The sequence below is a fragment of the Streptomyces sp. Z423-1 genome (genome assembly GCF_013009255.1).
Taxonomy (GTDB): Bacteria; Actinomycetota; Actinomycetes; order Streptomycetales; family Streptomycetaceae; genus Streptomyces; species Streptomyces gossypiisoli.
Genome location: NZ_CP053109.1, coordinates 2,865,762 through 2,889,260 on the forward strand (window position 1 = coordinate 2,865,762; position 23,499 = coordinate 2,889,260).

At 72.2% G+C, this 23,499-nt stretch carries 22 protein-coding genes, 1 pseudogene and 1 riboswitch; of the genes and pseudogenes, 15 read left to right on the forward strand and 8 right to left on the reverse strand.

Translation table 11 applies throughout. The features are described from left to right. The first annotated feature begins 268 nt into the window (after positions 1-268). Positions 269-844 carry a TerD family protein gene (locus HJD23_RS12810; protein WP_171118255.1) on the forward strand — a complete coding sequence of 192 codons (576 nt, stop codon included), beginning with the start codon at positions 269-271 and terminating at the stop codon, positions 842-844. A gap of 112 nt (positions 845-956) precedes the next feature. Here the strand turns inward: HJD23_RS12810 and HJD23_RS12815 are convergent, their stop codons facing one another. Continuing rightward, a complete protein-coding gene (locus HJD23_RS12815; RefSeq protein WP_171118257.1) occupies positions 957-1,364 on the reverse strand; it encodes a hypothetical protein in 408 nt (135 codons plus the stop codon). Between the two features lie 85 nt (positions 1,365-1,449). Here HJD23_RS12815 and HJD23_RS12820 point away from each other — a divergent pair, with 85 nt between their 5' ends. The 3 genes and pseudogenes from HJD23_RS12820 to HJD23_RS12830 form a co-directional block, all read left to right on the forward strand. Further along, entirely contained in the window at positions 1,450-2,034 is a 585-nt protein-coding gene (locus HJD23_RS12820; RefSeq protein ID WP_171118259.1) for a TerD family protein, read from the forward strand. A 213-nt stretch (positions 2,035-2,247) separates the two neighbouring features. Then, on the forward strand, positions 2,248-4,557 hold the full coding sequence (locus HJD23_RS12825) for an esterase-like activity of phytase family protein (RefSeq protein ID WP_171118261.1): 2,310 nt from the start codon (positions 2,248-2,250) through the stop codon (positions 4,555-4,557). 123 nt (positions 4,558-4,680) lie between these two features. Then, a pseudogene (locus HJD23_RS12830) lies at positions 4,681-4,776 on the forward strand (DNA-binding protein); the annotation flags it as partial. An 87-nt stretch (positions 4,777-4,863) separates the two neighbouring features. On the opposite strand, the gene HJD23_RS12835 reads toward HJD23_RS12830, so the two are convergent. The 3 genes from HJD23_RS12835 to HJD23_RS12845 are packed head-to-tail and all read right to left on the reverse strand — an operon-like array spanning position 4,864 to position 8,775. After that, positions 4,864-6,930, reverse strand: coding sequence for an iron ABC transporter permease (locus HJD23_RS12835; RefSeq protein ID WP_171118262.1), 2,067 nt, complete (start codon positions 6,928-6,930; stop codon positions 4,864-4,866). Positions 6,931-6,934: 4 nt separating this feature from the next. Further along, on the reverse strand, positions 6,935-7,921 hold the full coding sequence (locus HJD23_RS12840; protein WP_171118264.1) for an iron-siderophore ABC transporter substrate-binding protein: 987 nt from the start codon (positions 7,919-7,921) through the stop codon (positions 6,935-6,937). Next, positions 7,918-8,775, reverse strand: coding sequence for an ABC transporter ATP-binding protein (locus HJD23_RS12845; protein ID WP_171118267.1), 858 nt, complete (start codon positions 8,773-8,775; stop codon positions 7,918-7,920). Before HJD23_RS12845 ends, HJD23_RS12840 begins: the two co-directional genes overlap by 4 nt. Positions 8,776-9,023: 248 nt before the next feature. Between HJD23_RS12845 and HJD23_RS12850 the strand changes: the two genes are divergently transcribed. Beyond that, the gene (locus tag HJD23_RS12850) at positions 9,024-9,404 is read left to right on the forward strand and encodes a VOC family protein (RefSeq protein ID WP_171118269.1); all 381 of its coding nucleotides are present in this window, start codon (positions 9,024-9,026) and stop codon (positions 9,402-9,404) included. A 54-nt stretch (positions 9,405-9,458) separates the two neighbouring features. Here the strand turns inward: HJD23_RS12850 and HJD23_RS12855 are convergent, their stop codons facing one another. Both HJD23_RS12855 and HJD23_RS12860 read right to left on the reverse strand, forming a co-directional pair. Further along, on the reverse strand, positions 9,459-10,241 hold the full coding sequence (locus tag HJD23_RS12855; protein ID WP_171118271.1) for a polysaccharide lyase family 7 protein: 783 nt from the start codon (positions 10,239-10,241) through the stop codon (positions 9,459-9,461). Positions 10,242-10,365: 124 nt separating this feature from the next. Further along, positions 10,366-11,793: a hypothetical protein gene (locus tag HJD23_RS12860; protein WP_206326337.1), complete on the reverse strand. Its 1,428-nt coding sequence runs from the start codon at positions 11,791-11,793 to the stop codon at positions 10,366-10,368. A 165-nt stretch (positions 11,794-11,958) separates the two neighbouring features. Between HJD23_RS12860 and HJD23_RS12865 the strand changes: the two genes are divergently transcribed. From HJD23_RS12865 to HJD23_RS12895, 7 genes are all read left to right on the forward strand, one after another. After that, positions 11,959-12,744 carry an FHA domain-containing protein gene (locus tag HJD23_RS12865; protein WP_171118273.1) on the forward strand — a complete coding sequence of 262 codons (786 nt, stop codon included), beginning with the start codon at positions 11,959-11,961 and terminating at the stop codon, positions 12,742-12,744. A gap of 139 nt (positions 12,745-12,883) precedes the next feature. Continuing rightward, positions 12,884-14,779: a serine/threonine-protein kinase gene (locus HJD23_RS12870; RefSeq protein ID WP_171134020.1), complete on the forward strand. Its 1,896-nt coding sequence runs from the start codon at positions 12,884-12,886 to the stop codon at positions 14,777-14,779. Positions 14,780-14,860: 81 nt separating this feature from the next. Beyond that, entirely contained in the window at positions 14,861-15,568 is a 708-nt protein-coding gene (locus HJD23_RS12875; RefSeq protein ID WP_171118277.1) for an FHA domain-containing protein, read from the forward strand. 75 nt (positions 15,569-15,643) lie between these two features. After that, positions 15,644-15,828, forward strand: a riboswitch (cobalamin riboswitch). Between the two features lie 33 nt (positions 15,829-15,861). Beyond that, the gene (locus HJD23_RS12880) at positions 15,862-16,554 is read left to right on the forward strand and encodes an energy-coupling factor ABC transporter permease (protein ID WP_171118279.1); all 693 of its coding nucleotides are present in this window, start codon (positions 15,862-15,864) and stop codon (positions 16,552-16,554) included. After that, positions 16,551-16,910, forward strand: coding sequence for an energy-coupling factor ABC transporter substrate-binding protein (locus tag HJD23_RS12885; protein ID WP_171118281.1), 360 nt, complete (start codon positions 16,551-16,553; stop codon positions 16,908-16,910). Before HJD23_RS12880 ends, HJD23_RS12885 begins: the two co-directional genes overlap by 4 nt. 5 nt (positions 16,911-16,915) lie before the next feature. Further along, the gene (gene cbiQ / locus HJD23_RS12890; RefSeq protein ID WP_171118283.1) at positions 16,916-17,665 is read left to right on the forward strand and encodes a cobalt ECF transporter T component CbiQ; all 750 of its coding nucleotides are present in this window, start codon (positions 16,916-16,918) and stop codon (positions 17,663-17,665) included. Next, positions 17,662-18,537, forward strand: a complete 876-nt coding sequence (locus tag HJD23_RS12895; protein ID WP_171118285.1) for an ATP-binding cassette domain-containing protein — start codon at positions 17,662-17,664, stop codon at positions 18,535-18,537. Before cbiQ ends, HJD23_RS12895 begins: the two co-directional genes overlap by 4 nt. Before the next feature lie 72 nt (positions 18,538-18,609). On the opposite strand, the gene HJD23_RS12900 is transcribed toward HJD23_RS12895, so the two are convergent. Continuing rightward, positions 18,610-19,632: a Ku protein gene (locus HJD23_RS12900; protein ID WP_171118286.1), complete on the reverse strand. Its 1,023-nt coding sequence runs from the start codon at positions 19,630-19,632 to the stop codon at positions 18,610-18,612. 62 nt (positions 19,633-19,694) lie between these two features. On the opposite strand from HJD23_RS12900, the gene ligD reads away from it, so the two are divergent. Together ligD and HJD23_RS12910 are read left to right on the forward strand one after the other, a co-directional pair. Beyond that, entirely contained in the window at positions 19,695-20,576 is an 882-nt protein-coding gene (ligD, locus tag HJD23_RS12905) for a non-homologous end-joining DNA ligase (protein ID WP_171118289.1), read from the forward strand. Positions 20,577-20,636: 60 nt separating this feature from the next. Continuing rightward, entirely contained in the window at positions 20,637-21,935 is a 1,299-nt protein-coding gene (locus HJD23_RS12910) for a vanadium-dependent haloperoxidase (protein ID WP_171118290.1), read from the forward strand. Positions 21,936-21,941: 6 nt separating this feature from the next. On the opposite strand, the gene HJD23_RS12915 is transcribed toward HJD23_RS12910, so the two are convergent. Continuing rightward, positions 21,942-22,748: a nuclease-related domain-containing protein gene (locus tag HJD23_RS12915; RefSeq protein WP_171118292.1), complete on the reverse strand. Its 807-nt coding sequence runs from the start codon at positions 22,746-22,748 to the stop codon at positions 21,942-21,944. Between the two features lie 112 nt (positions 22,749-22,860). On the opposite strand from HJD23_RS12915, the gene HJD23_RS12920 reads away from it, so the two are divergent. Further along, a complete protein-coding gene (locus HJD23_RS12920; RefSeq protein WP_171118294.1) occupies positions 22,861-23,367 on the forward strand; it encodes a dual specificity protein phosphatase family protein in 507 nt (168 codons plus the stop codon). Positions 23,368-23,499 lie beyond the last annotated feature (132 nt).

A 23,499-nucleotide genomic window follows, 5' to 3' on the forward strand; every position in this document is an offset into this window, starting at 1 on the left:
GTAGAAGACAAGCCGCCCGGGCACGCCCGCTCACAGGCAACGGAGCCTTCGCGGGCTGCCGGCTGTCGGCGGAATTCCTCGACCGGCCCGTCCAGCGGCCCACCGCCTCCCGTTCGGCAACTCCCGGGACCGACCGGCCCCTTCGAAGGGACCACATAAGACCGCCCGCACGGCCGCGTCACCCTGCCACATCTTCTACAGGCATGTAGATTGTTGGTCCGGGTCCGCTCCACGGGTCCCGACCGCACACGCCAAGGAGGAGTTCGCAGTGGGAGTTTCCCTGTCCAAGGGCGGCAACGTCTCGCTCAGCAAGGAGGCACCGGGCCTGACCGCCGTTCTGGTCGGCCTGGGCTGGGACGTCCGCACCACCACCGGCACCGACTACGACCTCGACGCCTCCGCCCTCCTGTGCGACGCGTCCGGCCAGGTCCTGTCCGACCGGCACTTCGTCTTCTACAACAACCTCACCAGCCCGGACGGTTCGGTCGAGCACACCGGTGACAACCTCACCGGTGAGGGCGAGGGTGACGACGAGGTCGTCAAGGTGAACCTCGCGGCCGTGCCCGCCGAGGTCGACAAGATCGTGTTCCCGGTCTCCATCCACGACGCCGAGGGCCGCGGCCAGAGCTTCGGCCAGGTCCGCAACGCCTTCATCCGGGTCGTCAACCAGGCCGGCGGCGCCGAGATCGCCCGCTACGACCTGTCCGAGGACGCCTCCACCGAGACCGCCATGGTCTTCGGCGAGCTGTACCGGAACGGCGCGGAGTGGAAGTTCCGCGCGGTCGGGCAGGGCTACGCGTCCGGACTGGCCGGGATCGCCGCCGACTTCGGCGTCAACGTCTGACCTCGCACCGACCGCGCCGTCGGGCCCGCCGCTCGGGGACGGGCCCGGCGGTCGCCTTCCGCACGGCGGCCGTCCGCAGATGCCGGCGTACACCGCCTTCCGTCCCAGCCAGTCAGGAGAGCGAGACCACGTGACCGGCCCGCCCCGCCTGCGCCCGGAGGACCGAGCGGACTTCGCAGCGGTGCTGCACCTGGCGCTGAGCACCCCGGACATCCGCGGCGCCCTGTCCGCCTCCGCCTGCCCCACCGGTAAGGCCGCCGCACGCCTGCAGGCCACGGCGCTCCAGGCCGCCGACGAGATCACGGCGGTGGTTGCGGACGACCACCAGGAGTACATCGCCGTGCGCGGGTCCGCTCGGCGCGGCGCGCGCCGCCCGGCCGCCGACGGCACCCTGCCGCCCGACCTCCTGGTGCTCACACCGCCCGTGGCCGCCACCTCCGCCGCGGCCCTCCTCGTCCTGGGCCACCTGCTCCAACTGGCTGATGTGCAGGGCACACTGCCCGGCCAAGGACCCGACCAACGGCGCCTCCACTCACACCCTCCAGACCGCACCCACAGGCACCGCCGCATCCGACGCCCGGACACCCGAAGGAGAACAACCCCTGATGTCGGTCAACTTGAGCAAGGGTCAGCAGATCAGCCTCAGCAAATCCGACGGCAGCGCCCTGGTCTACGTCCGTATGGGCCTGGGCTGGCAGGCCGCACCCCGCAAGGGCTTCTTCGCCAAGCTCACCGGCGCACGCGAGATCGACCTGGACGCCTCCGCCGTGCTCTTCGCCTCGCGACAGATCGCGGACGTCGTCTTCTTCCAGCACCTGTCCAGCGACGACGGCTCCGTCCGGCACACCGGCGACAACCTCACCGGCGGCGCCGGTGCCGGAGGCGACGACGAGAGCATCCTCGTCGACCTGGCCCGGGTCCCCGCCCACATCGACCAGATCGTCTTCACCGTCAACTCGTTCACCGGCCAGACCTTCAGCGAGGTGCAGAACGCCTTCTGCCGCCTGGTCGACGACACCACCGGCGCCGAACTCGCCCGCTACACCCTCACCGGCGGTGGCCACCACACCGCACAGATCATGGCGAAGGTCCACCGCACCGGCGGCACCTGGCAGATGAAGGCCATCGGCGAACCCGCCACCGGCCGCACCTTCCAGGACCTGCTGCCGTCCCTCGCACCCCACCTGTAACCACCGGCCGACCCCGGGGTGCAGGCCCGACGCTCCCCAGACCCGGCACGGGCCGACTGAAGGAGAAACAGCCCACGTCCAGGCGGCTCGGTCCGGCCCCGCAGGGGGCCCGGGAGCGTACGCGATCTTTGCCGGTTGTTCATTCGGCCGCCCCGTCGGCACGTGCCCATGAGTGGGACGATCCGGCGCCTGATGGACCGTACCGGAGGAACGATGTCCCCGAAGAGAACCTACGCCGCGCTCGCGGCCCTGAGCCTGGCCGCCGGCACCCTGGCGTCCGCGGGTGTGGCGAACGCGGATCACAGACCTCAGCGGCCGGTGACCTTCCAACGCACCGCCACCTACCCGGTCTTCCAGGACCGGCCGGCCGGCGAGGACCCGGCCTCCGAGACCGTCGCCGAGATATCCGCGGTCAGTGAGGACGGCCGCACCCTCGTCCACACCGACGCGGCGGCCCGGCGGATCGGTTTTCTCGACATCCGGAATCCCGACCGCCCGCGCGGGCTCGGCACCCTGTCGCTGACCCGGCTCGGCGACGCCGAGGACGAGCCGACCTCGGTGTCCATAGTCGGCCAGTACGTCCTGGTCGTGGTGAACACCAGCGCGAGCCACACCGACCCCTCCGGGCGGCTCGACGTCATCTCGCTGCGCGACCGCAAGCGGGTGGCGAGCTTCGGCCTCGGCGGCCAGCCCGACTCCATCGCGATCAGCAAGGACAAGCGGTACGCCGCCATCGCGATCGAGAACGAGCGCGACGAGGAGACCACCCCGCCCGGCGGCGAGGAGGGTGACCTGCCCCAGCCGCCGGCCGGGTTCGTGCAGATCGTCGACCTCAAGAGCTCTTCCTCACCCGCCGGTTGGCGCACTCGGGCCGTTCCGCTGACCCTGGCCGACGGCACGGCGCTGCCCGCCCTGGCCGCCGCCGGGATCACCGAGCCGACCGACCCGGAGCCGGAGTACGTCTCCGTCAACCGGCGCAACCAGCTCGCCGTGACGCTGCAGGAGAACAACGGCGTCGTCGTGATCGACCTGCCGACCGGCCGGATCACCAAGGCGTTCAGCGCCGGTACGGCGTCCGTGGACGGCATCGACACGGTCGAGGACGGCACGATCGACCTGACCGGCTCGATCACCGACGTGCCGCGCGAGCCGGACGCGGTGGGCTGGATCGACGACCGCTACCTGGCGACCGCCAACGAGGGCGACTGGCGCGGCGGCACCCGGGGCTGGTCCGTCTTCGACAGCCGCACCGGCAAGGTGATCTGGGACGCGGGCAACAGCTTCGAGCAGCTCGCCGTGCGCTACGGGCTGTTCAACGAGGACCGGTCGGAGAACAAGGGCACCGAGCCGGAGGGCCTGGCGATCGCCGAGTACGACGGCGTGCGCTACGCCTTCGTCGGCTCCGAGCGCAGCAACTTCGTCGCCGTCTACGACATCACCCGGCCCACCCGTCCGGTCTTCCGCCAGGTGCTGCCCACCACCAACGGCCCCGAGGGCCTGCTGCCGATCCCGTCGCGCGGACTGCTCGCGGTCTCCAGCGAGGAGGACGACGCGGAGGCGGGCGTACGGGCCTCGGTGAGCCTTTTCCGCCTGGGCAAGGGCACCCCCGAGTTCCCGACCGTCGTCTCGGCCGGCGACGCCACCGGCGCGCCGATCGGCTGGGGCGCGCTCGGCGCGCTCTCCGCCGTACCCGGCAGGGCGCACCAGCTGTACACCGTCACCGACGCGGCGTACTCCCCCACCAGGATCCTCACCGTCGACACGGCACGGCGCCCCGCGGTCCTCACCCGGGCGCTGACCGTCAAGGACACCGCCGGAAAGCCGGTCGGCTACGACGCGGAGGGCATCGTCGCCCGGCCGCAGGGCGGCTACTGGCTCGCCGTGGAGGGCGAAACCGGCGCGGGCAACCGGCTGGTCCGGCTCGACCGCGACGCAGTGACCCAGCAGGTCGTCTCCCTGCCGACGGACGTCGCCGCGGGCCTCGGCAAGCAGGGCTTCGAAGGGGTCACCGCCACCACCGACCGGCACGGCCGCGAGATCGTCTGGGCCGCGCTGCAGCGTGAGGTCAAGAACGACCCGGCGGGGATCGTCCGGCTCGGGCGGTACGACGTCCAGGCCGGCACCTGGAGCTGGTACGGCTACCGGCTCGGCACCACCACGACGCCGGGCGACTGGATCGGCCTCTCCGAGATCGCCGTGGTCGGTGACAGGCTCGCCGTCATCGAGCGCGACAAGCTGAGCGGCCCCGCCGCGAAGGTCAAGCGGATCTACACGGTCGACATGCCGGAGTCGGCGGCCCCGTCGGGCTCCCTGCCCGTACTGCCCAAGAAGCTCGCCCATGACGTACTGCCCGACCTGCGGGCGACGAACGGCTGGACACAGGAGAAACTCGAAGGGCTGACCGTGGCCGACGACGGCGAGGTCTACGCCGTGACCGACAACGACGCCCTCGACGACGCCACCGGAGAGACGGTCTTCCTCGACCTCGGCTCCAGCAAGAAGGTCTTCGGCCGACGCGGCTGACCGACCCCACGACGCTCATCGCCGCCGCACAGGGCAGAAACCCGGGCGGCCACCGGCGAACCGCCGGTGGCCGCCCGCGTCATGAGAGCACACCCTGCCCGCACCCCGGCGTGGGAGATCCCCGCCCTCGCCGCCCCCGGACCGGTCACGGTCCTCTCCTCGGATCCCGAGGACCTGACCACGCTGTGCGCCGGACGGGTCACCGTGATCAAGGTCTGAGCCCGGCCCTCCTCGATCGCGACGGGCTGCACAGCGGTCGCCGTTTCAGTGCGGCGGGCCGGTGGGCCAGGGGTGGCCGGGTACGCCCTACCGGCGGCTGCGCACCAGCAGATAGAGGAAGTACGGCGTGCCGATCACCGCGGTCACCATGCCGGCGCCGAGTTGGGCGGGTGCGATCACGGTGCGGCCCAGCAGGTCCGCGGTGCAGACGAGTGCGGCGCCGAGCAGCACGGCCACCGGGATCACCCGGACATGCTGTCGGCCCACGAGGGCCCGGGCGGCGTGCGGGGCGACGAGTCCCACGAAACCGATCGTGCCCGCGGCGGCGACGGCGGTGGCGCTCAGCAGGACGCCCAGGACGAGGAAGCCGAGGCGCCCCCGTGCCAGGTCGATGCCCAGGAGCCGCGGGGTGTCCTCGTCGAGCGACACCAGGTCGAGCTCCGCGCGCCGCAGCACCGCGACGACCAGCCCCAGGGCGAGAACGGCCGCGAGCGGCGCGACGTCCGGCATGGTCCGCCCGTAGGTGGAACCGGACAGCCACGTAAGGGCCTTGACCGCGTTGAAGGGATCGGTGAGGACGATCAGCAGGCTGATCAGAGCGGTGGCGGCGGTGGCGACGCCGATGCCGACGAGAACGAGCCGGTTCTGCTGGAACCCGCCCCGGGCGGCGAGGCCGAAGACGATGACGGAGCTGACCGCGGCGCCAGCGAACGCCGCGCCCGCAAGTCCCCACGAGTCGGCCAGTGGCGCGGTCGTCACCAGGAGTACGGCGCCCAGCGCGGCCCCGCCGGACACACCGAGGACGGCGGGTTCGGCGAGCGGGTTGCGGGTCACGGCCTGGATGAGTGTCCCGGACAGGGCGAGTGCCGCGCCCGCCAGCAGCGCCGCGAGGACCCGGGGCATCCGGGTGTCGAGCACGAAGGAGACGGTCCGGCCCGCCCTGCCCTGTGCCCAGTTCACGACATCGCCCAGCAGCAGTTTGGCGTCGCCCAGCAGCACGGCGGCGATGGTCACACCGACGAGCACCACCGCCAGGCCGGCCGTGACGGTGAGGAAGACGGCCCGGCTTCTGATGCGCAGCCGGTCGGGTGCGGCGGCGGCCGCGGTGTCCTTCAGCCGGACGGCCATGACGATCAGGAACACGGCACCGACGAGGCTGGTGACGACGCCCGTCGGTACGGCGACGGCGAGGTCCGCCCGCACGAGGGACCTCAGCAGCACGTCCGAGCCGAGCACCAGCGCCGCACCGGTCAGGCCGGTGACCGGAAGGCTCGCCCGCGACCGGGCGAAGGCCCGGAACCTGCGGACGAGGGGGCGCACCAGCGCGGGAGCGCACAGGCCGACGAAGCCGATCGGTCCGGCCAGGGTGACGGACGCCGCGGACAGCAGCGCCGCGAGCACGACCGCCGTGATCCGGGTGGCACGGACCGGCACACCGAGGCCGCGGGCGGCGGCGTCGCCCAGGGCGAGCGCGTCGACCCGGCGGGCGACCAGTAGCAGCCCGAGGAGGCCGGCGAGGCCGATGGGTGCCATCCGGACCACGCCGTCGAAGCCGTTCTGGGCGATGCTGCCCTGGTTCCACTGGTAGAGCCCGTGGGTCTCCTCGGGGAACAGCAGGAGCAGCCCCTCGGTGACGGCGTTGAGGCCGAGCATGAGAGCGGTGCCGGCGAGCACGAGGCGCACGGTGCCCGTGCCCAGGCCGGACAGGCCGAGCACGACGGCGGCGGCGGCGAGGCTGCCGACGAGTGCGACAGCGGAGGAGGCGAGCAGCGGAAGCGTGACGCCGGTGACGGCGACCAGTCCGAGGGCCAGGTAGGAACCGGCGTTGACGGCGAGGGTGTCGGGCGAGGCGAGGACGTTGCGGCTGACCGCCTGCAGGGCGGCGCCCGCCATCCCCAGCATGGCCCCGACGAGGATCCCGGCGGTCATCCGTGGCAGCCGGGAGGCGATGACGACGGAGGCGTCGGCCGGGTCGGCCCGGCCGGTGAGTGCCTTCCACACCTCACCGGCGCCGACGGCGGCCGTGCCCTGCGTGATGTCGACGACCGCGAGGGCCGCGACCAGCAGGAGCAGAGCGGCCGTCACCGCGGCCGCGCCCGTCCGGGACGTGACCGCCGACGGACGGGTGGCGGGGGTTGTCGCGGTGACGGCCATGGTGTTACTTCGTCAGCTCGGCGACGACGGAGTCGATGTACTGGCCCATCGACTCGGGACCGCCGAACATCCAGATGCCGTCGGGCAGTCGGTGGACGTTGCCCTTCTTCACGAACGCCAGCGAGGTCCACACCTTGTCCTTGGCCAGGGCGTCGGTGAACGGGGTGCTGCTCTTGTCCCCGTCGTTGCCGATGTAGGCGAAGTGCACGTCGTCGCTCAGCTTGGTGAGGCCCTCGACGTCGGTGGTGCCGAGCCCGTAGTCCTTGTCGCCCTCGACCGTCCAGTCGTTCTTCAGGCCGAGCTGCTCGTTGACCGCGCCGATGAGCGAGCCGCTGGTGAACGGCCGGATCGAGACCTGGTTGGAGATGTCGTAGCCGTCGGCGAAGGCGTACTTGGCGCCGTCGAGACCGGCGTCCGCGAGGGCCTTCTTGCCTTCGGCGATCTTCGCGTCGAAGTCCTTCTTGAGCTTCTCGGCCTGCTCGGTGGTGCCGGTGGCCTGCGCGAGGAGGTCGAGGTTCTTGTTCATCTGCCCGATCGGGTCGGAGGCGTTGGCGGACTTCACCTCCACGACCGGGGCGACGTTGCGCAGCTGCTTGACGGCGGCCGGCGGCAGGTCGGTGCTGGCGACGATGAGGTCGGGCTTCAGGGCGGCGATGGTGTCCATGCTGGGCTCGCCGCGGGTGCCGATGTCCTTGGGCTCGTTCTTCAGCGGGACCGCCTGGTCCCAGGTCTTGTAGCCCTTGACGTCGGCGACGCCGACCGGGTCGACACCCAGCGATACCAGCAGCTCGACCTCGTGCCACTCGGTGCCGACGACCTTCTTGGCCGGCCCGTCGAGTTCCACCTTCGCGCCGGAGGCGTCGGTGAGGGTGATGGCCTCGCTGGTCTTCTTCGCGTCGTCGCTGTCGGCGGCAGGCTCGGTGGTACCGCAGGCGGTCAGGGTGAGTGCCGCGGCGGTGGCGACCGCCGCGGTCATCATCAGGCGTCTCATGAGGGTGTGCTGAGCCTTTCGCTTCGCGAGTGGTGTCGGCCGATCGCGCGGGTACGCAGCCGGCCCGTCAGGGGGTCGGTGCCGACTTCGATGCGGATGCCGTAGGTGTCGGTCAGCCGCTGAGCCGTCAGTACGTCTTCGGGGAGGCCGTCCGCGACGATCCGCCCCTCGTCCAGCAGCACGATCCGGTCGGCGAGGGCCGCGGCCTGGTCCAGGTCGTGCAGAACGGCGCCGACGGCGATCCCGTGGTCGTCGGCCAAGTCGCGGACGAGGTCGAGGAGTTCGATCTGGTAGCGCAGGTCGAGGTAGGTCGTCGGCTCGTCGAGGAGCAGCACGCCGGTCTCCTGCGCGAGGCAGCTCGCGAGCCACACGCGCTGAAGCTGTCCCCCGGAGAGGTGCTCGGCGCCGCGCTCGGCGAGTTCCGCGACGCCCGTCATGGCCAGCGCACGGTCCACTGCGGCCCGGCCGTCCGGGTCGGACCTGCCCCAGCGGCCCCGGTACGGGTAGCGGCCGAACTCGACGACGTCCCGCACGGTGAGCCCGCTGGGCGTGGGGCGGCCCTGCGTCAACAGGGCCACTCGGCGCGAGAACTCACGAGGAGTCAGCGCGAGGCCATCCGTGCCGTCGATGGCGAGCGTGGCGGTCCTGGGCCGCTGCAGCCGCGCGATCGTCCGCAGGAGTGTCGACTTCCCGCTGCCGTTCGGACCCACCAGCACGGTCACTTCGCCCGGCCGCAACGTCACGGACGCGTCGTGTACGACGTCAACGCCGTCGTAGGCCACGGTGACACCCGTGGCCGACAGTTCATGACCGCGGGTACGCGCGGCCGCGGAGGTCTCTTCACCTGCCTGCACGCCGCATAGGTTAGCCTAACCTAAGCGACGGCTGTGAGGGGTGGGAACGACCGGGCGCAAGATGAAGATCAGCCATAGGTCACCGGACCTGGGCGTGGAGTTCGTTCACCCCGACCTGCGGTCCCCAAAAACCCTTCGCGCCTGCTCGCCTCCCCCGGTACGGTCCCGACGTGTTCCCCGTGCGGGGAGCGCAAGAGGTCCGCGCACGGCCGCCCCGGCGGCTCCCACGCTGAGAGCAGGTTTCGTCCATGGCATGTCGTATCAGTGAGCTCGTGCTCGGTTGCCGCGACCCCGAGGTGCTGGCGCGGTTCTGGTGCGAGGTCCTGGACTTCGTGGTGCTCGATCGCGAAGGGGACGACTGCATCGAGATCGGGCCGCGCGAAGGGTTCGGCGGCCCGCAGCCGACGATCATCCTCAGCCGCAGGGACGAGCCGGAGCCGGGGAAGTCCCGGCTGCACATCGACGTCAACGCCACCGACCGTGATCAGGACGCCGAGCTGGAACGCCTCCTGAAGCTCGGGGCGCGCCCGGCCGACATCGGCCAGACCGGCGAGGAGCAATGGCACGTCCTCGCGGACCCCGAGGGCAATGAGTTCTGCCTGCTCAAGGCCCGTCTCAGCCCGCTCTGACGTCCTGGACGACTGCCAGGTCATGAGGCTGCCGGGAGGGACGCCTTGGCGGCCTCAGGAGTGGGTGACCTCGATCGATGAGATGCGGACCTCGCCGTAGTTCTTCTTGGCGCAGGGGTCGGAGTTGTCGCAGTTGGCCTGGGTGTAGGCGCCTGCCTTGAAGTAGTTGGTGTCGCCGTCGTGGGAGATGGTGGTCTCGAGCTTCCCGTTGTAGTAGACGGCGATCTCCCCGTCCTCCGCCACGAACTTGGCCTCGAACTCGGTGCCCAGTTCGTAGTCGTCGGTGACGAGGTGGTGGCGGCTGTCGTCGCCGTCGGTGATGTAGAGCTTGCTGCCGTCGAGGCGGAAGACCGTGACGTCGTCGTCCCCGCCGTGCACCTGCGCGCCGACCACCTGCGGCTTGTCCTTGGGCAGGGCCGTGAACGCCTCGGTGACCACGAGGGTGTGGGTGCCCTCCGTGGTGGACCACTCGGCCTCGTCCTCGCCGTCCGCGGTCATCTCCCGCAGCTCGGCACGCGGGTAGCTGGAACCCCCCGTCGTCACGCCGTTGACGGCGGCCCGGAACCGGACGGCGTCGCAGTCGGCCTCGGCCCGGAACCACGGCTTGGCGGAGAAGGTCGCCAGCTCGGGCTGGGTGATCTCGGTGGGGTCCTCGTCCTCGCCGGTGGGCAGGGTCAGCTTCCAGCCGGTCAGGTCGAGGACCTCGGACGGGTACGCGCACCGGGCGGTCGCCCGCTCGGGCGGGGCCGGGGTGCCGGCCTGGGCGGGCAGCGTGAGCACGGCGGTCGAGGCAGCCGCGAGGACGCCCGCCAGCACACAGGTCCGAGTACTGGGCATGGAGGGGTTCCTCCCTGTGGAGTGGGGTGGAATGGGGTGTGGGGGGGTCGGGCCCTCGCGCACCGTAGTGGCCCTTGCCGGGACCCGTCCCGTAACCCCTCCTCGCCCGGCCCCCCCCTGATGGTCACCTGCTGACCAGCGGCCGGAACGCGTTGCGCACATCGGACTTGGACTCGGTGACGTACCGGTTCGTCGGCGGGGTGTCGTCGCTGCCGTACGTGTAGTACGTGATGATCGAGGGGCAGCTCGATCCGCTGATCTGGATCGTGCGCTTGCTGACGAGCTTGCCGGTGCGCAGCTCGTAGACCCGCACCGGGATCGCGATCTTGTGGAAGGTCACGTAGCTGACGGCACCGGAGTCCCGGGCCTGGTACGGGCACGTCTCGACCGAGGACCCGAAGTCCGTCTCGCCCACGCAGACGATCGCGACCGCGTTCTCGGCGTCGCCGGCCTTCCAGTTGCCGGGGAGCTGGTTCGTGTACTCGGTGTTGCCGTAGTACAGCGCGCGGTTGGTGCCCTTGCCCATGGGCTTGGCGGCGCTGTACTTGGCCGGCTGGGAGCAGTACTCCGGCTGTTCGTCCGCCGTTCCCGACAGCAGCGTGCGGACGTTGTCCAGCTCGATGGCCTGCGTGGCCCTGGTGATGCCCGCGCGGGCCCGGTTGCCGAGGTTGTCCTCGGGATACTCGTCGAGCAGCTGCCGGTAGCGCGCCTTGGCCGTCTCCCAGTCGCTGCCCTTCATGAGGTTGTCACCGCAGGCGACGAGCGCGCCGGGCGCGACCCGGTTCGCGGTGTCGGCGGACCGGTCGAGCTGGTCGCGGGTCGGCTCGCGGTCGCGGAGCCATTCGGTGATCTCGACGGTGCCGCAGGGGCTGTTCGTGGGCAGGCCGTCGAGGAATCCGTCCAGGACGGTGCGGACGGTCTGCTCGTTGCCGGGCTCGCGGAGCACCGAGGCGAGGATGCCGAAGCCCTCCTCCAGCGCCTCGGTGTTGCTGCGCAGACCGCTGTCCAGCAGCACCTCGGCCGTCCCGAGCCGCCGGCAGTCCTCGACCACCTCGTCACCCCGGGCACTCAGCGGGGCGTCGGCGACGCGATGACCGGCCCACACCTTGTCCTGCGCGGCGAACACCCCGGCGCAGTCGCCCTTGTCGCGGGCCTCGCCGACACTCCGCCCGATGCGCGTGGCGTCGTACCGCAGCAGTCCCACCCCCAGCAGCACCGGCAGCGTGACGCAGACCGCGACGATGCGCTGCCCGCGCGCGGGAACGCGGGGCGTGCCGCGGCTCGCCAGGAACCATCCGTGGGCGATGACCGCCACCCACCACACCAGCGCGGCGATCTCGTACCCCCACGCGGCGGTGGACGCGAGCGCGGAGACGAGGACGACCGTGCCCAGCGCCGCCGTGACGGCGAGCTTGCGCCGCCCGATCAGCAGGTAGCCGACGCCGAGGAGGGAGGCGTTGCCGAGGGCGACGGCCAGGGGGTCGTACCGCCGGGGGCGGGGTGGCGGGCCGGGTTCCGGTGCGACGGGCATGGTGTACGTCGGTTGGTCCATCCTGCTCCCCCTGGTGTGAACGTCAATGGCCGTACGCGCCAGCGCCGTTGATGTCCGGCAGTCGGGCACGGCCTTTATACGGGGCACACTTGGGGAGGGGTCCCGAAACCATCGACGACCCTGGAGGCACAGCCCGTACGAACGCCCGAGCCGAGGAGATCCGCGATGTCCCGCTCCGCCAGCCTCGCGCGCGGTGTCGCGCCCGCCCAGCCCGGTACCCTGCACGCCCGCACGGTCACCGGCGACCTCAGCGCCCCGCCCCGGCCGGGTCTGACGGTGTGTTTCGGGCGCGGGGAGAAGCCCGACGTAGATCTGGGCGTCGGTGTGGACGACCTGAGGGTGAGCCGGCGGCACGGGGAGTTGACGTTCCGGCAGGGGCACTGGTGGCTGCGCAACACGGGGCAGCAGCTCGTACGACTCCCCCGTGGCCGGATGATGCACACCAGCACCGAGCCGATCCCGCTCGCCACCGGCTACACCCCGCTGTTCGTGAAGGGCTCGGGCCACCGGGAGCACCTGGTCGAGCTGTATGTGGCGGGCCACGACGACCGGGGCCCGGTCTCCCGCCGCCGCGCCGAGACCCTGCGCCCGGAGACCTGGGCCCTGGACGACGACGAGCGGCTGCTGCTGGTGGTGCTCGGCCAGCGGTATCTGCTGTACGAGCAGGATCCGCGCCCGCTCAGCTACGGGCGGGCGGCCGAGCAGCTCGCCTATCTGCATCCGGACGGCAAGTGGACCGAGCGCCGGATCGAGTACCGGGTCGAGGCGGTACGCCGCCGGCTGCACGGCACCGGCTTCAAGTACCCGCTGATGCACGACAGTTCGGAGGGCCGCCCGTCCGACAACAGCCTGCTGCACAACCTCCTGAAGGGCCTGGTGGAGTCGACCACGCTCGTACCGCCGGACCTGGACCTGCTGGAGGACGACGACACGGACGACGACACCCGGTGAACGAACACCACCTCTCCATCATGAGTGCGCCTGATGGAGCCTCTGGGTAGACAGTGCGGACCGTCCCCCGTTCCCAGTAGGTTCGAGGCACGCGCGCGTGACCGGGTGCGCGTCGTGGGCACAGGCGAGGGGGAGAACCGTGCGTCCCGGAGACGAGTTCGCCGGCCGCTATGTCCTCAGAGAGGTCATCGGCGCCGGGCGGAGCGGCGAGGTCTGGCTGGCCCACGACACGGTGGTGGGGCAGGACGTCGCGCTGAAACCGGAGCGGATCGAGGGCGACCGCGACACGGCGGTACGGCGGCTGCTGGCCGAGCCACGTGCGCTGGCCAAGTTCCGCGACCATCCGCACGTCGTGACGCTGTTCGACGTCGTGACCGTGGAGCGGGACGGCGAGGAGACGTACTGGTTCGTCATGGAGTACGTCCCCGGCGGCGGCCTGGACCGGCAGCCGCCGATGTCCGCGCAGCGGGCGGCCCGGATCGGTGCCGAGCTCGCCGACGCGCTCGCCGCGCTGCACGAGGCCGGGATCGTGCACTGCGACGTCAAGCCCGCCAACATCGGCCTCACCCGGCGCGGTAGGGCGAAGCTGCTGGACTTCGGCGCCGCGCACCGCACCAGCGGCACCGAGACCATCACCAGCAACGGCCCGCTCAGCTTCACCCCGGACTACGCCGCCCCCGAACTGGCCCGGGGCCACCTGCCCCGGCCGGCCTCGGACGTGTTCTGCCTGGCCGCGACCCTGTACGCGCTGGTCACCGGGGCGCCGCCGCGCGGCGGGGAGTCCGGGGACGGTGGGACGGACACCGAGCGGCTGACGTACTGGAAGGCCGAGCAGGGCGTCGTGGAGATGGACGCCGAGGCCGTGGGCCCGCTGTACCCGGTGCTCACCGCCATGCTCCACCGCGACCCGCGGCAACGCCCCGACGCCGCCGAGGCCGGACGGCAGCTGGCCGCCGTCGCCACATCCGGGTCCGCGTCCGGTTCCCCGGCCACCACCGCCCAGCCCGGCGGGCGGGCGCGGTGGCGATGGCCTGCGCGTCGGCCCCTGCTGGCCACGGCCGTCGGGATCGGCGCCGCGCTGGTCCTGGGCGGCCTGATCCTCGCCCCCGGCGGCGATGCGGATCGGGGCACGGACGAGGCCGGCCGGAGCAGCACCGCCGAGGCCTCACTGATCGGCGATCCGCGCACCGCCGACGTGTGCGCCCTGACCGACCCGGCCGCACTGGGCCAGTTCGGCAAGGTCCGCGTGGACGTCGACTACGGCAACTTCGACCGCTGTGACCAGCTCGTCAGCCCCGACGACGAGACCCGTATCGACGTGGCGGTCCAGTTACGCCCGGGCTCCCGCCCCGAGAGCTCCCGGCCGACCACGCGCATCGGCAGGATCGGCGTCCTGGAGGAGTCGCCCGAGACCGACGAGTGCGGTCTGCTGCTGTACGACAGCGCCGCCGACGGGGATGCCGACGGCACCCTCGTCGGGATCCGCGTCGACGTGGGGGACGGCTCGGTGACCGGCGGCAACGCGACGCTGTGCACGGTCGCCCACACGGCCGCCCGGAGCGCCGCCGAGGTGCTGAACGCCGGTGCTCTTCCCCGCCGCTCCCCGGCCTACCCGGACAACTCGCTGGCCTGGGCGGACGCCTGCGCACTGCTCGACGCGAAGGCACTGTCGGACGCCGTGCCCGGCATCGAGCCGGACACGCCGGAGACCGGCGTCGCGAACTGGAACTGCGAGTGGTTCAGCACGGTGGACGACCTGGAGGCGGAGGTGAGCTTCTTCCGCGACCAGCCGAAGTCCGCCAAGGACCGCGAGGTCGTCCGGCTCGGCGACTACCGGGCCCTCGTCGAGCCGGAGGGCGACGGCGACGACACCTGCACGGTCTTCCTCGAATACCGCCGGTACAGCGGCCAGGGCGCCAGGACGGCCGCCGAGATGGTCCGCCTGCGCGTCGGCGGCGAACGCCCCATGGACGACCTCTGCACGATGGTCACCGACCTCGCCACCTCAGCGGCCACCAAGCTGCCCGAACGCTGACCCGGGCCTGTCCGGCGGGAAGGGTCCGGTCCCGGAGCCGCACAGTGGTGACGACAAGCCACCACGCCGAGGAGTCCGGGGATGAACCGTCGTGAGAGTCTCGCGCGCGGTGCCCCACCGGCCGCCGCGGACACGCTCCACGCCAGATCGGCGGCGGGCGAGGTCACGGCCGCCGCGGAGCCCGGCCGGACGGTGTGCTTCGGCCGGGCTCCGGGCTGCCCGGGGACGGACCTGTCCGTCGGCGGCGACGACCGGCGGGTGAGCCGCAGGCAAGGGGATCTGACGTACCACCACGGCCACTGGTGGCTGCGCAACACCGGCTGCCGGCCCCTGCGCCTCCCGCACGACGAACTCCTCGCCCCCCGTGCCGCCCCGCAGGCCCTTCCCCCTGGCTACACCCCGCTCTTCGTCCAGGGCCTCGGCCACCGCGAGTACCTGGTCGAGCTGTACGTGACCGACCCCGCCCGCCGCCCCGGAAACCCCCCGCCGGGTCGCCCGGCCCTCGACGACGACGAACGGCTCCTGTTGGTCGTCCTGGGCCAGCGCTACCTGCGCCACGAGTCCGGCCCCCGCCCCTTCCCCGCCCGCAAGGCGCTGCAGCAACTGCGCTTCCTGCGCCCGGAAACGGACTGGGAGTCGCCCGGGATCGAGCGCCGGGTCGCGCAGATCGGCGCTCGTCTGAACGCCGACGAGGCCGTTCCGCTGCACGCCCTGCTCCGGGATCTGGTGGACGCCACCGACCTCGTACCGCCGGACCTCGCGCTGCTGGACCGGGAGCTCGACGGGTGACGTTCCGGGAGTGCGCCGCCTGACCAGCGCCTTCGCGCCCCCGATGCGCCGCTTGTCACCACCCCCGCGGGCGCACTACTGTCACCACGCCTTGGTGAACGGGAAATCCGGTGTGATGCCGGTGCGGCCCTCGCCACTGTGATCGGGAAGTCCGGCTCCGGCCCTCAGGGGCAGCCACTGGGTCATTGCGACCCGGGAAGGCGGAGCACGGGCGGTGCCACCCGTCAGCCAGGAGACCGGCCGAGGCGCGTTGTACACCATCCACGAGGTGCTGGAGAGGGTCTGCTGAAGCCATGCACATAGCCGAGGGTTTTCTGCCTCCGGCGCACGCGATCGCCTGGGGTGCCGCGTCCGCGCCGTTCGTCGTCCACGGAGTCCGCTCCCTCACCCGTGAGGTCAGGGAACATCCCGAGAGCACCCTGCTGCTCGGCGCCTCGGGCGCCTTCACCTTCGTCCTGTCGGCACTGAAGCTGCCGTCCGTGACCGGGAGTTGCTCGCATCCCACCGGCACGGGACTGGGCGCCATCCTGTTCCGGCCGCCGGTGATGGCGGTGCTGGGCACCATCACCCTGCTGTTCCAGGCGCTGCTGCTCGCCCACGGCGGGCTGACCACGCTCGGCGCCAACGTCTTCTCGATGGCGATCGTCGGCCCCTGGGCCGGATACGGCGTCTACCGGCTGCTGCGGCGGTACGACGTGCCGCTGATGGTCGCCGTGTTCTTCGGCGCGTTCGTCGCCGACCTGTCCACCTACTGCGTCACCAGCGTCCAGCTGGCGCTCGCCTTCCCCGACCCGAGCAGCGGTTTCCTGGGCGCGCTCGGCAAGTTCGGGTCCATCTTCGCGGTCACGCAGATCCCGCTGGCCATCAGCGAGGGGCTGCTCACGGTGCTGGTGATGCGGCTGCTGGTGCAGTCCAGCAAGGGTGAACTGACCCGGCTGGGCGTGCTGCTCACCCGGAAGTCCGGCACCGAGGCGGTGGCCCGATGAAGCGCAGTACGAAGATCAACCTCCTGCTGCTGCTCGCCGTCGCCGCCCTCGCGGTGCTGCCGCTGGCGCTCGGGCTCGGCGACCACAAGGAGGAGCCGTTCACCGGTGCCGACGGCGAGGCGGAGACGGCGATCACCGAGCTGGACCCGGACTACGAGCCCTGGTTCTCTCCCCTGTACGAGCCGCCGTCCGGCGAGATCGAGTCCGGCCTGTTCGCCCTGCAGGCGGCGGTCGGCGCGGGCGTGCTCGCGTACTACTTCGGGCTGCGGCGCGGGCGGCGCCAGGGTGCGGCGCGGGCCCAGGAGCAGCAGGGCGCGGCGCGGACGCCCGGGCACGACGGAGCCGAAGGGACCTGAGGCTCGTGCTGCCGATCGACGCGGCGGCGCACAGCAGTCGCTGGCGCCGCCGCCATCCCGTGGACAAGGCCGTGCTCGGGCTGGGACTGACGGTGCTGGCGATCTCGCTGCCGCCCTGGCCGGGGGCCGCGCTGGTGCTGGTGACGGCGCTGGCCGTGCTGCTGGGCCCGGCGGGCGTGCCCGGGCGGCGGCTGTGGCGGGCCTACCGGGTGCCGCTGGGCTTCTGCGTCACCGGCGCGCTGCCGCTGCTGGTGCGGGTCGGCGGCCCGGACGGGTTCGTCGGCCTCGCGGACGGCGGCCCGGTGCGCGCCGGGGAACTGCTGCTGCGTACCTCGGCCGCCTCCCTGGGCGTGCTGCTGTTCGCGTTCACCACCCCGATGTCCGACCTGCTGCCCCGCCTGGTCCGCGCCGGCGTGCCCGCGCCCGTTGTCGACGTGGCCCTGGTGACGTACCGGATGAGCTTTCTGCTCCTGGACTCCGTGCGCCGCATCCGCGACGCCCAGGCGGCCCGCCTCGGGCACACCACACGGGCCGCCCAGTGGCGGTCCCTGGCCGGGCTCGGCGCCACCGCCTTCGTACGCGCCTTCGACCGGGCGACGCGCCTGCAGGCCGGGCTCGCCGGGCGCGGCTACGACGGCACGCTGCGCGTCCTGGTGCCCGAGGCCCGCGTCTCCGTCCCGTTCACGGCCATGAGCGTCGCGCTGCTCGTGGCGCTGGCCGCCCTCACCTTCGTCCTCGAAAGGCCACTGTCATGAGCGAGGCCGCCGCCCTGGTCGCCCTGCGGGGCGCGTCCTTCGCCTACGAGGACGGCCCGGCCGTGCTCACCGGCCTCGACTTCGAGGTGCGCAAGGGGCGCGCGCTGGCGCTGCTGGGCCGCAACGGCAGCGGCAAGACCACGCTGATGCGGCTGCTCAGCGGGGGACTTCGGCCGCACGCCGGGGAGTTGGCGGTGGACGGCACGCCGGTGTCGTACGACCGGAAGGGGCTGACCCGGTTGCGGACCACCGTTCAGCTGGTGGTGCAGGATCCGGACGACCAGCTGTTCGCCGCGTCGGTGGCGCAGGACGTGTCCTTCGGGCCGCTGAACCTCGGGCTGCCGGACGCCGAGGTGCGGGCGCGGGTCGAGGAGGCACTCGCGGCGCTGGACATCGCCGGGCTGGCGGACCGGCCCACGCATCTCCTGTCGTACGGGCAGCGCAAGCGGACCGCGATCGCCGGTGCCGTCGCCATGCGGCCGCGGGTGCTGATCCTCGACGAGCCGACGGCCGGGCTCGATCCCGACGGCCAGGAACGGCTGCTCGCCACCCTCGACGGGCTGCGCGCGAGCGGCACGACCGTCGTGATGGCCACCCACGACGTCGACCTCGCCCTGCGCTGGGCCGACGACGCGGCCCTGCTCACCCCGTCCGGCGTACGTACCGGCCCCGCCCCCAAGAACCTGTCCCGCACGGAACTGCTCCGCGAGGCGGGCCTGCGCCTGCCGTGGGGCATCGCGGCAACGGAACTACTGCGCGGCCAGGGCCTGCTGGACGACACGGCCACCGGCCCGCGCACAGCGGAGGAGCTGGCGGCCCTGGCGGAGCCGATCGGCACCAGGACCAGGCCGCCCACCAGGCGTCACCGGTGACAACCCCGTCCCACGTCTCGCTCTTTCCCGCTGCTCGGATCGCGTCGCGCCCCTCGGCTTCAGCAGCCTCGGTCAGGCCGAACGCTTGCGTGACGCTGTCTTCTTCGCCGTCGACTTCTTCGCCGTGCTCTTCGAGGCCGCCGTCTTCTTCGTCCCCTGCGTCGACTTGGACGCCGTCTTCCGCGCGGCCGTCTTCTTCGCGGCCGTCTTCTTCGCCGTGGACTTCTTGCCGGCCGGTTCCTTGGGTGCGGCGCGGCTGGTCTTGCGTTGGGCGATCGGGCGGACCTCGGCCTCCTCGGCCGGGGCCTCGCCGCGGGCCTCCCGGGCCGCGCGGACGCTGCCCTCCAGGGCCGCCATCAGGTCGAGCACCTTGCCGCCCGCCGCGGGTTCGGGAGCCTCGGGGGGTGCTTCGCCGGCCGCCTTCGCCGCGATGACCTCCTCGACGGCCTCGCGGTACTCGTCGTGCAGATCCTCCAGCTCGACCTCGCCGAGGGTGTCCATCAGGGCGTCCGCGAGGTCGAGTTCCTTGTCGCGGACGGTGACGCTGGTGTCGGGCGCGACCCCCTCCGGCGCGCGGACCTCGTCCGGCCACAGCAGCCCGTGCATGGCGATGGCGTCGCCGACCACCCGCAGCATGCCCAGCCGCTCCCGGCCGCGCAGCGCGAACTTGGCGATGGCGACCTTGTTGCTCCGCTTGAGCGCCTCCCGCAGCAGCGTGTACGGCTTGGCGGCGGGCGCGCCGCTCGCCGCGAGGTAGTACGCCGCGTCCATCTGGAGCGGGTCGATCCGGTCGCCCGGTACGAAGGCCACGATCTCGATCGTCTTGGCGGTCGGGATGGGCAGATGGGCCAGATCCTCGTCGCTGATCGGGATGATCGAGCCGTCCGCGTCCTCGTACCCCTTGCCGATCTCCGCCCCGCTGACCTCGCGGTCCTCCAGCTCGCAGAACTTGCGATAGCGGATCCTGCCGCCGTCCTCGGTGTGGATCTGGCGGAACGAGATCGAGTGGCTCTCGGTGGCGTTCACCAGCTTGATCGGGATGCTGACCAGGCCGAACGAGATGGCGCCGTTCCAAATGGATCGCACGTTCAGCACCTTTCGTGGCGGTATCAGCAGGGTTCATACGATTCTCATGGTTTTCGTGTGATTCTCATCGTATGACGCCGATCACAGAGGTGGAGGGACGACGGGTCGCTCTCAGCAATCTGGAGAAGGTGCTGCATCCGGCGACCGGCTTCACCAAGGGCGAGCTGCTGCACTACTACGCGACGACCGCCGAGGTGCTCCTGCCCCATCTGCGGGATCGGCCGGTGTCCTTCCTGCGCTATCCGGACGGCCCGGACGGGCAGGTGTTCTTCACCAAGAACGTGCCGCCGGGTACACCCGAGTGGGTCACCACCGCCGAGGTGCCGCGCTCGGAGGGACCGGCCCGGATGGTGCTGGTGCAGGATCTGCCCAGTCTGATGTGGGCGGCGAACCTGGTGACCGAGTTCCACACCCACCAGTGGCTGGCCTCGGCGCCCGAGGTCGCGGACCGGCTGGTCTTCGACCTCGACCCGGGCTCGCCGGCGACCGTCGTGCACTGCTGCCAGGTCGCGCTGTGGCTGCGGGACCGGCTGGCGGCGGACGGGATCGAGGCCTACCCGAAGACGTCCGGTTCGAAGGGGCTGCATCTGCTGGCCGGGGTCCGGCCCACCCCCTCCGACCAGGTGACGGAGTACGCCAAGGGGCTCGCGGTGGAGGCGGAACGGGCGATGCCCCGACTGGTCGTACACCGCATGACGCGCAGTCTGCGGCCCGGCAAGGTGTTCGTCGACTGGAGTCAGAACGCCGCGCGCAAGACGACGGCGACTCCGTACACCCTGCGGGCGCGGGCGACGCCGACCGTGTCGGCGCCGGTGACCTGGGAGGAGGTCGAGGCGTGCCGAGACGTCGGCCAGCTCACCTTCCTGGCGACGGACATCGCCCCGCGCGTGCAGGACTACGGCGATGTGCTGGCCCCGCTGCTCGACGAGGGGCGGGCCAGTCCACTGCCGTGAGCCGCGGCGCCCGCAAGCGGGCGCCTCACCGCATCGGGCACCTCACAGCAAGGAACGCGCATGGAAACACCCCGCCCTCGTACCCTCCGCCGCCGCACGCTCGTCGTCGGCCTGACCGCCGCACTCACCCTCGGCGCCACGACGGCCACCACCGTCGCCGCCCCGGACCGGGCCCCGGCCCTCGCCGCCCCGGCGGCCCAGGTGCTCCTCGACTGGAACGAGATCGCCGTCGACACGATCAACGACGACACCCGGCGGTACGCGGCCGAGCAGACCGTGTGGTACGGCTTCGTCTCGGCCGCCGTGTACAACGCGGTGGTGGGCATCGAGGGCCGGTACACGCCGTACAAGTGGGACGTACGAGGACCGCGCGAAGCCTCCGCCGAGGCGGCCGCCGCGGCCGCCGCGCACCGGGTGCTGCTGACCTACTTCCCGAAGTCGAAGGCCCGGCTGGACGCCGCCTACACCAGGTCGCTGAAGAACGTCCCCGACGGGCAGGCCGAGCAGCTGGGCGTCGCCTTCGGCAGACAGGCCGCCGACCGCATCGTCCAGCTGCGTGTGCAGGACGGGCGCGGTGAACCGGTGGCGTTCACCCTGTCGCCCGCGCCCGGCGTGTGGCGGCCCACCCCGCCGGAGAACGCGCCCTTCCAGCTGCCGTGGCTGGCGAGGACGAAGCCGCTGGTGCTCGACTCCGCCGAGCGGTTCCTGCCGGGCGCGCCGCCCGCGACGAACAGTCGGCGGTACGCCCGTGACGTGGCCGAGGTGCGGGTGCTGGGGGCGAAGAACAGCAAGGTGCGCACGCCGCGCCAGACGGAGACCGCGCGGTTCTTCGCGGATGTGCTGCCGGTGCAGTTCCAGGCCGGTTACCGCGACTACGTCAAGCGGCACGGGCTGGACCTGGTGGACGCGGCCCGGCTGATCGCGGCGGCCAACACGGCGACCGCCGACGCGACGATCACCGCGTGGAACGCCAAGTACACGTACGCCCAGTGGCGGCCGATCACGGCGATCCGGCTGGCCGACACGGACAGCAACCCCATGACCACGGCCGACCCGGCCTGGGAGCCGCTGCTGCGCACGTCCCCGGACCCGGACTACGTCAGCGGACACAGCGCGGCCACCGGCGCCGCGACGGCCGTCCTGCACCGGCTGACCGGCGGGAACATCGACTTCCGCATCTCGTCCGCGGTGACCGGTACGACCCGCACGTACCCGAAGGCGGCCGACCTCAACCGTGACGTGAACGGCTCCCGCCTGTGGGGCGGCGTCCACTTCCGGACCAGCGGCGAGGCGGGCGACCGGCTGGGGCAGCAGGTCGGCACGTACACGCTCGACCACTCCTTCCGGCCCGTGAGCTGAGCCGGGTCACACCCTCGCCCACGTGTTCCGGTCCCGTGCCATCGCGTGCAGGGCCTCCACGTCCGCCGGTTTGAGGACGCCGCCCAGGCGGGCGAGGGCGTCGAGGTCCGTGTCGAGCAGGACGCGGACCTCGCGGACCGGGCCGGGGACCGCGACGCGGGCCGGGCCGACCAGGGCGAGGACGGGGTGGACCTCGGCGGTCAGGGCGTACGAGGCGCGGTCGGCGTCCGCGCGGACCCGGCGCAGCAGCGGGCGCCCCTCCCGCCGCCCCAGCGTGACCATGGGGTCGGCTATCACGACCCGCTGCTTACGGGCGTACAGGTCGTGCACGGCGAACAGGCCACCGGGGCCGATCACCAGGTGGTGGACGCGGTCGCCGCCGGGCAGCGGGATCGAGTGCAGGGCGTGCCAGCCCGCGCCGTCCATCCCGTCCAGCGCCTCCCCCACCGTCTGCTCGGCCTCCAGCGCCCGGCGCCGGGGGTCGGCGCGCAGCCGGGGCACGGGCCCGCCCGGGTCCCGGTCCAGGGCGACCAAGAGGGCCTCGCCGGGCCGGTTGGGGGCCAGGTCGTCGTCGGGGTGCAGGCTCAGCCGGGCCAGTTCGGCGGGGGTCGGGACCGGGGGCGGGCCGACCGTGACGGGACCGGTGAGGAAGGGGCGGAGGGCGTCCAGGACATCGTCTCTGCGGTCCTCGCTCAGCAGGTTGACCCGGGCCGCCTCACGGTCGTACCAGGCGATGTTCCTGCCGTCCGTGAGGCAGACGTAGAGCCGCTCCCGACCGTGTCGCCAGGTCGGCACGACGCGCAGTCCGCTCATGCACATCACCTCATGACCATGGGAACAGGCGGGGTGCTCCAGGGGCAAGAACCCGGCTACCTTTGAGAGGAGTTGGGACGGGCCCGCCCGCGTGGCGGTTGGGGAGGCGCCGTTGCGTACCCGCAGGAAGCAACCCGACGTACCGGCCCCGGACATGCCGTGGAACGAGATCGTGCCTGGTCTGTGGATGGGCGGGCACGAGTTCAAGGGCCATTCGGGGCAACTGGAGTTCGCCGTCGTCCGGGGTGAGTTCGATCTCGTGCAGACCCTGCTGCGGCTGCCCGGCCACGGCCCCGACCCGGGCGTCGACCACCAGGTCTGGCCGATCCCGGACGGCCCGCTCGACGGCACCCAGCTGGCCGGGGTGATCCGGCTGGCCGAGGCCGCCTGCGACGCGCTGGACCGGGGCCGCCGGGTACTGGTCCGCTGCTACCACGGCTACAACCGCTCCGGCCTGGTGATCGCGCACGCTCTGATGCGCCGGGGCCGCTCCGCCGAGTCGGCGATCCGGCTGATCCGCGCCCGCCGCTCACCCTGGGCGCTGCACAACGAGCTGTTCGTGGCGTATCTGCGCACGGAGCTGCCGACGGTGCGGTTCCTGGAGGAGCTCGCGGAGTAGGCCGTCCGCCGCCGCACACCAGAGCGAACAAACCAGGACACCGAAGTGCGCAAAAGGGACTTCCTTACGAATAAGCCGTACGTACGAATAAGGTATACGCGGCCCCCCGACCCGGGCCCCCTGACCCGGCCC